Origin of the sequence: Clostridium sp. ATCC 25772, from assembly GCF_001573875.1 — a bacterium.
In the GTDB taxonomy this organism is placed as follows: Bacteria; Bacillota; Clostridia; order Clostridiales; family Clostridiaceae; genus Clostridium_J; species Clostridium_J senegalense.
In genome coordinates this window covers 1-11,406 of sequence record NZ_LFRG01000070.1, presented here as the reverse complement: position 1 = coordinate 11,406, position 11,406 = coordinate 1, and the positions used below count along the sequence as shown (strand labels likewise).

Sequence of the window (11,406 nt, the reverse complement as noted above, 5' to 3'; positions counted from 1 at the left end):
TTCACTATTCACTCTTAACTTTTAACTAAAATAATCTGTTAGTTATTGATAAAATATTAATTTGAGTTTTCTCATTTGATAAATGAATAATTTTAGAACTTAACTTGGAACCCTATAATACATTTTAGTATGTTACTTAATTTGCTTTTCTCTCATTCTTAATAGTTATAGCTAAAGTTACCATAAACCCGCCCCAAAGAATTACTGCTCCTAATATAAAAAATCCTATTGATACACTTGTCATTTAAATCATCTCCTTACTACTTATATTTTATAGCTTACTATTCTTCCAAGGTTTTTTACTAATTAATAATCCACCTATAATTCCAAGAGCTATAATAGCCCAGCCATACAATAATAAAGATATTAATTCATAACCTCCATAAGGATTTTTAAACTCATTTATAAGACTTTGAACTAAAATTATTGTTAATAAAGTAGGTGTTACATATTTTATAATTACATCCCACCACTTACCGATTTTAAAATAAGATATTTTATTTGTATGTTCTCTTATAACCTTAGGCTTAATTACCCATCCGATAACAAAAGCTTCTAATAATCCAACTACAACTATTCCATAATTGTTTATAAAATTGTCCATAATATCTAGTAAATATAACCCTGCATTACTTGCAAATACTATAGTTGCAACAAATCCTATTAAACACATGCATGTAACAACTTTTTTACGTGATCCACCAAACTTATCTATTATAGCTGAAGATATTGCTTCTACTAAAGAAACTGATGATGTTATACCAGCAAACACTAGACAAGAAAAAAATAAAACTCCTAATATATTTCCCCATATACCCATTATTGTAAATACCTTAGGGAAAGCTATAAATGCTAGTCCTATTCCATCTGTAACAACTTCTTCCATAGGTACCCCTTGACTTGTAGCCATTGCACCAAGTATTGCAAATACTCCTATAGCCGATAAAAACTCAAATCCACAGTTAGCAAATGCAGTCATAAATGCACTATTATTTATATCAGTCTTTTTAGGTAAATAACTTGAATATGTCATCATTATACCGGTACCTATACTTAATGAAAAAAATACTTGTCCATATGCAGATATCCAAACTTGAGGATTTTTCACCTTGCTCCAATCTGGTGTAAATAATGTATTTAACCCAACACTTGCACCTTCTAAAGTAACGCCTCTTATAACAATTATTATCATTACTACTAATAGGGCTGGTAATAATATCTTGCTAGCTTTTTCTATCCCGGATTTTATTCCTTTATAACATATAACCCAATTTATAACCCATATTATCCCAATACCTATTAATATAGGCCAAACTATTCCTCCAAAATTAAGCGGTGAATCTGATAAATTTAAGAAATCATTATAAAAAAACGAATTAGAATCCTCACCCCAACCTTTGGTGAAACTCATAGTCATATATTTAATTGCCCAACTTAGTATCATTGAGTAATAGCATAGTATAACTGACGAGCTAATTATTGGCCACCAACCTATCCATTCAAATTTTTTGTTTGCTCTTGCTAAAGAAAGTGGTGTTGAACCTTTAAACTTGTGTCCCATTCCGTATTCTAATATTAAAAGTGGTATTCCTGCTGTAAATATGGCACATAAATACGGTATTAAAAATGCTCCTCCTCCATTTGAATATACTACATAAGGAAATCTCCATATATTACCTAAACCTACTGCTGATCCAATTGCAGCAAGTATAAATCCAATTTTAGTTCCCCATTGCTCTCTATTTTCTTGCATTTCATTTCCTCCTAAGTTAAATTTATTTATTTCGCATAACTATTAGGTCAACAGCCTATTTAGGTCTATTACTAAAGTTTTGCTATAATATAAAACAAAAGCCCCATAGTTATATATAGAGCTTTACACCTAGGATATAATTAAAGCCCAATATTAATCTATGAGGCTTTAATTATCAAAAAATATAATAATAGCCTCATAATAATTCTATGAGGCTTACTTTATGTAAAATAAAAATTAGCCGTCATAGATACAATCATCTAGTGTAGCAATTGCATCTATGACAGTAATAAATCTAAATTTATATATCAATAAACACAATTGCTAAATTAATTCGGCTACTAATAAGAGTACTCTATTAAATTTTGATGTTATTGTTGTATTCCAGCTTGTAATTTTCATAATATTTCCTCCGTTCTTTAAATTATTTTTTATTATATTCCCACTATTTACTTTTGTCAATATATTTTTATTGCCAAATAAAAAATAATGAATGTTAATTTATATAGATATGAATTTTAAAATGCAAATAGTTTAAACTATAAGGTTCCAAGTTAACTTTTAAAATTATCCATTCCAAAACTTGGATACCTGAAATAGTGAGACATGCTCCGAATCACTTAGAACTCAACACTATATCTTGTATGAAAATATTTTAAAGTTATTGGATAAATTTAAATTAGAGCTTGTTTACCTATATACTTAAGTAATTATATTGTTGGAGTGATTTTAATGAATGAAGTAGAAAAATCTTATATTGCAAATTTTAATTTTATATATATTTCCAACTAAACCCACAACAAGTTTTATATTTACCACTAATGGCTCTTTGAATGGATTGAAATGTAACATCATAAAAAAATGCAGCTTCTTTACAACTATTCCAAACTTTAATAAGGTTTCCATCTATATCATATTGAGCAACTTTTTTAGATTGTTTGCTCATTTTTGGCTCAGTATATTTCCATATAAAATTACAACAAGTTTTTCTTTCACCATTACAAACTTTACGTATTGCCTTTGATGTAGTGTTATAATGGTCGGCTGCTACCTTAGCGTTTTCCCATGTTCTAATAAAATTTTTATTTAAATCATACTGTTCAACTGTCTTTATTACTTTTGACTTTTCAATATTACAAATTTTTTTACAACCTAAAACATCTTTTATATCTATACATTTCTCAGTAAATTCCTTATATTCATCTAAATATATCCACCTAAACCTTTTATACGATTTATGCTTTTCTCTATGTTCACAACATCTTAAAATAGCAGTTATATCAAATTCTTTTTTTAAAGATTTCAATGTATATTCTCCTATATAATTTGCTTCATTATCTAATTTTACTATTATCCTAGATTCCTTCTCCTCTTTTTTTATATCTATATAATTCATATAGTTTAGAAATTCATCCCATTTATCTTTTTTTCTTTTCAAGTAAATAGTTGCATCATTATATAAAATATCTACTGCATTTCTATACTTTCTCCCTGAAAAACTTATTTGATAACTCTTAGGTGAATGTTTATTTATCAAAATATCTTTATCCGAATTGAAAAATTTTTTAATTCCCAAAAGCATATCATATGTACCAATAAACTTTATTTCACATACAAATATTGGACTTTTTCTATTTTTTCTTATTTTTTTATAAGTTGATATACATCCATCGCCATCCATGTAACCTCTAATAAAATGCTTTATTAAATTACAAGATACTATTTTCTCTGATGGAAACTTTAGAACTAATGATTTTCTAGGTAAACATCCTAATTTTATTAAATCATTAGCCATTTTAGTACTTCCAATGTTAATAGAAACATAGCCCTTTTTATTTACATATATGGGTCTATCTGAATTTATATCTTTTAGAAATTCTTTTAAAAGATATTTATCATCTCTATGTAATTGTATTATTACTATTTTATTATTTTCACTTCTTTCAGATATACACCCATCTGCATATAAAAATCCTAACCAGTATGCTTTTCTTTCATTATCTATTTTTTCAAAGTATGAATCATCTTGTATATATTTTTTCATAACCTCACCTGAATAATTTTTTTAATATTACTTTTGGCAAAATATTATTAATTATTCCTATAAATATAAAAAATCCACGATAAAAAATTATCGTGGATTTTAATGGTGGAGGCGAAGCACAATAGGCGAAATCCACTAATAAATATTCACATTGTTTATATTTAAATACATTTTCGGATATATTATTTAGAATTCATTTTTCCGAGAGCTTCTTCATATTTACATTTAAATTTCTCATTTTCTAATATCCTATCCATCATCTCAGAGAATAAGCCTTCTCTATACACATAAAGCGTTTGTTCATATTCATTATAATTACAACTCTTACTCCATTCATACATTATATTTACTTTTTTAGCTATCTCATTATCTAACTCTGCTTCTAACAAATAAAATTTTATAAATTCATAGTTCCTATCGACATAATTTTTCCCACCTTTCTTATATGGGTCAAATTGATAAGAAAATAGCTTTTCTCTTAATTTTTCAAAGTAAGATGTATTCTTTAAAAAACATATACTCTGCTCTACTGGAGGCATACTACTATTATTAACTATTATATCTATAAATTTTTCCAATTCTTCTTCTGCTAATTTATTATCATTTAATATCTTATCTATTAATCTCCATATAGCAACCCTTTCTTTATTGTTATCTGCATACTTAATGTACTCTGCTATTTTTTGTTCTCTTAAATCTACCATAAATCTATAATCATCTTGTAGCTCCTTAAATATTATTGGGTATACTTCTATAAATTTTAATAGCGATTCGATGTCCTCCCTTAATAAGTTTAATAAATTTTTATTAACTATCCCATTATCAAATTTAACTATTTTATCCCAAAACCTCTTTACAATATCATACTTATTGTAATATTCAATTTTAAATATTACAGATATTTCTTTCAAAAACTCATAAATTTCTTTTTCTTCTCCCAATGAAATCAAATCATCTACTATAACTTCTATATCTTCTATATCAATAGCATTTTTTTCATTTTTATATTTATAACATTCTTTAGCTCTTCTTATCAATCCATCTTTTCCACCATTAATTATAAATTTCGAAATACTGTTTTCTATAAAGCTCCAAAAGCTTTCTATAGTAGAATACGTAATCTCTCTTCCTTTTGCATGTGCACTATTATTTCTAATTAAATGCCAATAATTATATTCTTGTTCTATTTGTTCAGATAATTTAAATGGATTTATATTCTTACTATTATTGACTATGTAATTATCATTAAATAGTCCTCTATTTATTTTTTCGTTTTTCTTATCATTTTTATTGTTACTTTTAATTATAGTAGTTATTTTAAATTCCCATCGTTCATCGCCTTCTAAAATATCTATAGTCTCTTTCGTAAATATATCTTCTTTTTTATCATCATTTAATAATCGTTCCCTAATTATGTTTTGAAATCCTAGATAGGACATCAAGAATGCAGACCTATATGCTGATATTTTATAACAGCTAACAGATTCATCAAATAAATCTTCTGTTAAACTAGAAAATTTTCTTTCTTTATACCATTCCTCGAATTTTAATCTCATATAAAACTATTCTCCTTATACAAATACTATCTTTATATTCACTCTACACCAATAAATTCTATGAAATGTTTTTAAATTCCTTTACTTTCACTTAATTATACTCTATATTTGTATAAATATCTCTAATATGATACATTCATTACCTCTTAAAAAGAGTAGTTTTCTTACAGAAAACATAACTTTAAACTTTATAGTCCTTTAAAATATTAAAAACCACGTTGAATTACTTCAACATGGTCTTTATAAACTATTATTTTATAAGTATACCCTCAGTAAGCTTATAGTTTGTATAAATTGGATTTAATTTAATCTTCTCTAAATGGTACATCCTCTATAATACTATTTTCATTTGTGGAATTTGTTCTTGGGTAACTGTTATAAAAGTTACAATTACTATAAAAATCGCCTTGAACATTTAATGTGCTTCCTGTTTCACTAATTTTGTCATTTAAAGCCCTATTAATAGAGACTTTTCGCCTATCGGCATCATTTGCAATACTATTATATACACTCTCATCCATTCTTACTGTTATAGCCTTTTTCATTTAACCACATCCTTGTATCACCCTAATTTTATAATGGTTCATTATGAACCACTTTGATTCATCTTTAATAACAGAGCTTATTAATCAATACCATTTAATAAGCTCTATATTTATATTTCTATGCTATATTCCTATACCTTTTAAAAAGAATAGCTTTCTTTACAGTAGACTTAATCTTATAAGCCTCATAACCCTGTAAAATATTAAAGACCATGTTGAATATTACTTCAACGTGGTCTTTATAAACTATTACTTTATTAACATAATTTTGTATGAATTTCTTACATTTTGGTATATTTCTCTGTATTACAAAGTCTCTAAACATTGAAAATAATTGTTTCACCTGTTCTTCTGTTATTTTAGGAGCTTTGCTTCTGTTTTCCTGTTCTTTTATAGCAACTTCTAGTTTGGCTTTCTTACCCTTTAAGTCATCCATCATGGTTTTAAATTCTTCATGAGCAAATCCTTTCATAATTGCACTTACTATATTATTAATCTGCTCATCAATATCTTCTATCTCCTTTAGCATTATTTCTGTAGATTCCTTCTCGTTTTTAGCTTGCTCCTGTATATGTTGGTTAATTTTTTCAACAAGTATAGGAACAGCCTTATCATTCAATATATTTTTCTCTAATTCTGATAGTACAAACTCTTCAATATACTCTTTTCTTATTTCTTTATTATCACAATTCCTTTTCTGCATTCTGCCACCGCATCTATAAGAAATATACATAGGCTTATCTTTAGCTTTTCTCCTATTTCCTTGCATTGCTGAACCACACTCTCCACAAAAGATAAGTTCTGACAACAAGTATGTTTCTTTTGCTTTATTTGCCCCAGGAGCTCTTTTCCTAGCATTCATCATTTCTCTAGCCTTTTGAAATGTCTCTTTTGAAACTATAGCCGGCATTCCTACCTCAATTCTTATCACTTCACTCTCATCCTTTAGCAAATGACTGTTTCTTTTTCCAAGGGTATCTTTCTTTGAGCTCCTATTAAAAACGTAAACCCCAGAATACTTTTCATTATCTAATATACTATAAATGCTATTCTTACCAAAAGTATTTCCAACTTTTGTTTTCCATCCTCTTTCATTAAGATAATCTATTATTCTAGTAATATAACGATTGCTCTTATTTTCAAATATTTTAAACTCCTCCTACTTTTCATTTAATATTTGAGATAATTTTTTTATAAAATCCTTGGAGAATACTCCTTCTGTTATTGATTCTTTAATTAACTGTAATAGTTGTTCTTCTGTTACCTCCAATGAGCGTGGAATATACCTTTCCTTGGCATAATATCTGGCAATACTTAGTCTCTTTTATTATTCTTTTAGTCATAATAATCATCATCCTCTATTTTCCCTTGATTAAGTATTTTGCAATATTTAGTTTCCTTTATTACTTTTCTTGTCATAAGTGCCTCCTATAGATTTTTACAAATAATAAAGCCTTAATCACCGCTGTATTGGCAATTAAGGCTTTTAGTCAAAAATATAAATTATAATATTTTTGATATCTCTCCAATTATAAATGTTTGTTTAAGCTTACATCTAAGTAACATAGCACAGTCCTATAACTATTATCATATTTCTTATCATTTAGAATCTTAATTAGCTCATATAGCTTGTTTTCATTCTGTTCTATAAAACCTTTCTCTAAATATGTTAAAGCTATTAAAATTTCATTTCTATTTTTCAACAAAAATTCATTATTTTTTGATAATTCATCTATAAAATTATTTAATAGATATAGTAAAAAGTATCTTCTTACTCCTTTTCTTCTTTGCGGTTCAGTATTATTACTTTTATAAACTTCATTTAAATATATACTTATTTCATCATCATTGATTTTTCCACTATAAGAGAATCTAATTTTGCTATCTGCTCCTATATATAGCTTAAATTTTTCTCCTTCTCCTCCACTTTCGAATATTTTCTTCTTAACTCTTTCTTTAGCATTTGTATTAAAATTGGATTTTTCAATATATCCTTCAACCTCTTCTTTATTTAAGCCCTTTATAGCCCAATAAATAGGTATTTTCTCATTATTCTTAAGAATGTAATCCAATATAGAATACTTATTTATTGCGCATGAGTCCCTTTGTATAAATACCTCACATATATCACTTCTTTTGACCATACTTTTCTGCACTCTAGAACTTATAGTTATTCCTAAAAAGTTGCTTGAATCATTAAAATTATCTACTCTTTCTAGGTCTTGTAAATTGACATCTAATTTTTTAGGGTCATACTCTTGAGTGGAAATTAATTCATATGTATTAGCTTTTAGAAATCTTAGAAATTTTATTGGCAATCTTTTTATGTCTTTATTGCTAATCACTTTGAAAAATTCTCCAAAATTATTAACATAAAATGTTTCTACGTCAATATACTTACTATTATCTAATTCTATTCTTTCAACTTTTTTATAATTTTCACCATCTTTGTTTCTTCTCAAAAACCAAATTCTACTACTTAATTCCCTTACTTTTTCTGGTGGTAACATACCTACTATAGAACTCAGTATACTCTTAACATTTCTGTCACTTAAACTATATCCCATGAATATTATTGGATATTCCAAAAATAGTGTTAATAGCTTAGAATTTAAATATAAGGCTTTATCAAAAAAGTTATCATAATCTTCTTTACTTATTACTATACTTTCTGGATTAGTAGAACATCCATGTATCTTATATATCTCTCCAACACCTTCAACAACATTAGCTAATAGTTGAGTTTGTCCTACAAACTTTGTATATTGAGGAAATATGTTTTCCATTAATTCATCATAATTAGTTGTAATAATCGCAGAGGGACTTGTTTTTTTCAACTCTTCTATCTCATTATTAGTTTTTATTATTTCTTTACTTTTTTCTAAATATACACCTACTATTTCACTTATTCTCTTTCTAAAGTAATATCTTTTATCTTTTCCTTCTTCTAATTCCTCATCTGTCAACTTATCAAAATACATAGTTTCTAATTCTGATGCTAATTCTTCAAAATTACAGTTCCCATTTACTAAATGCTTTTGATAATAATATTTATAGCTTCTTTCCCAATCACTTCTAATCTCTTGAAGCAACCCCTTCCAATCAGGGCTATTAATATATCTTCTTGATATTCCTGACCCAATAAAGAATATTGGTGAAATAGCCAACTTTTTTAATTTGGACTCCATACTTACAAATATACTCATAAATAATCACCCCCATACATGCCAAAAATTAATTTTAATATCACTTTTTCCTATATTAAATACTAGTCAGACTCATATTGACAATATATATATTTTATTAATATTTTACAACTATGCAACAAATAAGTCCATATATTCAATTTTTTATTATAAACGTAAAAACCGTACTGGATTCCAGTACGGTCATTATGTATCGTGGATTTTAATGGTGGAGGCGAGGGGTATCGAACCCCTGTCCGAAAGTAGACCAATTTGAGCATCTCCGAGTGCAGTCTGCATTTTAACATTCCCTCCAGGTAACGCCTGCAAACAGGCTTTACCTTTTAGTAGCTTCATAAATTCCGTCCATAGCTCAAAGCTTTGCTAAGTTCGGTTCCCCACTATTTGACGCCCTATCCTAAGCCGTGGGACTCAAAGGTAGGACGAGCAGCTAACTAGGCTGCTAATGCAAAATTATCTTCTGCGTTTACATTTAGTGCATATTTTATTAACGAGGCCACATGCGTCCCTCGACTCGCTTCTCAAACCCATCTTACCCCCGTCGAAGCCATAACGCCCCCATGTTGTAATTGGATTTAAACGCTTTTTGCATATATTAAATTGTATTACTATTTTAATCCTTTATTACACTATTGTCAACTGATATCATTTGCCATATTTTTTTCTAATTATATCTATATAGTTTTAAACTAAATTCTAAAATTATTCATTTATCAAGTGATAAAAATAAGTACAAATAATGGATAAAACTAAGAATCAGTTTCTTAAAATAAAAAATACGTTTAGTATTATTAGGATTATAGTGAGTACTAATCACCACAGCTCTTAACTAAAATAAGTGTTAACTAGCAGTAAAATATTAATTTGAACTTTTCTTATTTCATAGATTAATAAGTTTAAAATTTAACTTGGATACCTAAAATAGTAAGACATGCTCCGAATTACTTAGAATTCAACACTACATTTTATATAAAAATATTTTAAAGTTAGTGAATAAATTTAAATTGGAGCTTGTTTCCCTATATAGTTTAGAAAAATAAAACTATACATATACTTATTTATTAGTTTATATGCATAGTTTTATTTAATATTATATCTTATATTAAAATTTTTCATTTTATATTATTTATCTTTTGTAATTCTAACATATCCTGAAACTTTTTCATTGTTTTATAAGGATATTTATGGAAAATAACTATTAAACTTGACACTGTTGGCAATAAGTATATAACTATTTCAATTTGACCTAAACAATACCTATTGAAAAAAACATATATCAAATTCCAAAGCACTATTTGTAATATGTTGAATAAAATCGATATTTTTCTATAACTTTTATACCATTGTTTGTTACGAATTTTCTTTTCGATCTCTATAAATGTAAATATTTTCAAAAGAGCTATGCTAACTATAAAGGTTAAACTAACTTTACTAATCATCTGAATATTAACTAGTGAATCTGTTAAGATATAACTTGCTAATTCAGTAAAATTCAAAGTTATTGTTAACAATGTAAGCATAATCAAATTTAACCTATAGATACTTCTCTCCATATTACTCTCCCCTTCTTTCAAACAATAGTATTTATTATACTATCGCAATTAAATTAATTTATGTACTAAACTAAGTATCTATATCTACATAATAATTTTCAATAAGGTATAGTCAATAGAATTTTATATTTATCCTTATTATTCATTTTAATCTATAAACTGGATTTTTTTTGTTTCACTATATTATAACAACTTTTAAATGAAATTTATACATTATTTCTTCATTTTTTGTTAAAAATTGTATACGTTAACTTTTGTATTATTTTTACTTTAAATAATCTTTGATATAAAGTTCCAGGCTTGAATCTAATCTTACTCATTTATTAAATGATAAAATTTAGAATTAATATCATAATAATTTTAATTTATATTTTCTCCCCAAATATTCCCTTATTTATATTTCGTTTGTTATAATTTTTTTTTAATACTTATATAGGACTTTTTTATTTTTTAAAATAAATTAACTGAATATACTTAAGTTAAAACTTAATCTATTAAAACACTTATCTATATGTTAAAATAATCTTGAATATGGACAACATTGATTTAATTTTTGCTTTTCTTTATTTTTAAAATAAGCTTGAATTATAGGGTTTCAAGTTGACCTTTAAAATTACTCATTTTAAAACTTGGATACCTAAAATAGTGAGGCATGCTCCGAATCACTTAGAATTCAACACTGAATCTTGTATGAAAATAGTTTAAAGTTATTGAATAGATTTAAATTGGAGTTTGTTTCCCTATAATAG

General features: G+C 26.5%; 8 protein-coding genes and 1 other RNA gene. All 9 read right to left on the bottom strand.

What is annotated here, in order from left to right; translation table 11 throughout:
- Nucleotides 1-136: 136 nt before the first annotated feature.
- A complete protein-coding gene (locus AZI32_RS18530; RefSeq protein WP_010293485.1) occupies nucleotides 137-244 on the bottom strand; it encodes a MetS family NSS transporter small subunit in 108 nt (35 codons plus the stop codon).
- A gap of 27 nt (nucleotides 245-271) precedes the next feature.
- Nucleotides 272-1,753: a sodium-dependent transporter gene (locus AZI32_RS16130; RefSeq protein WP_061996866.1), complete on the bottom strand. Its 1,482-nt coding sequence runs from the start codon at nucleotides 1,751-1,753 to the stop codon at nucleotides 272-274.
- Nucleotides 1,754-2,525: 772 nt separating this feature from the next.
- Nucleotides 2,526-3,797, bottom strand: coding sequence for an NUMOD1 domain-containing DNA-binding protein (locus AZI32_RS16125; RefSeq protein WP_061996864.1), 1,272 nt, complete (start codon nucleotides 3,795-3,797; stop codon nucleotides 2,526-2,528).
- A gap of 182 nt (nucleotides 3,798-3,979) precedes the next feature.
- On the bottom strand, nucleotides 3,980-5,353 hold the full coding sequence (locus AZI32_RS16120) for a hypothetical protein (RefSeq protein WP_010293491.1): 1,374 nt from the start codon (nucleotides 5,351-5,353) through the stop codon (nucleotides 3,980-3,982).
- 305 nt (nucleotides 5,354-5,658) lie between these two features.
- A complete protein-coding gene (locus tag AZI32_RS16115) occupies nucleotides 5,659-5,898 on the bottom strand; it encodes a hypothetical protein (RefSeq protein WP_061996862.1) in 240 nt (79 codons plus the stop codon).
- A gap of 118 nt (nucleotides 5,899-6,016) precedes the next feature.
- Complete coding sequence (locus tag AZI32_RS16110) at nucleotides 6,017-7,009, bottom strand: recombinase family protein (RefSeq protein WP_345968963.1); 993 nt, start codon at nucleotides 7,007-7,009, stop codon at nucleotides 6,017-6,019.
- 418 nt (nucleotides 7,010-7,427) lie between these two features.
- Complete coding sequence (locus tag AZI32_RS16105) at nucleotides 7,428-9,104, bottom strand: SIR2 family protein (RefSeq protein WP_010293496.1); 1,677 nt, start codon at nucleotides 9,102-9,104, stop codon at nucleotides 7,428-7,430.
- A 206-nt stretch (nucleotides 9,105-9,310) separates the two neighbouring features.
- Nucleotides 9,311-9,664: a transfer-messenger RNA gene (gene ssrA / locus AZI32_RS16100) on the bottom strand.
- A 552-nt stretch (nucleotides 9,665-10,216) separates the two neighbouring features.
- A complete protein-coding gene (locus tag AZI32_RS16095) occupies nucleotides 10,217-10,657 on the bottom strand; it encodes a hypothetical protein (protein ID WP_061996860.1) in 441 nt (146 codons plus the stop codon).
- Between the last annotated feature and the right edge of the window lie 749 nt (nucleotides 10,658-11,406).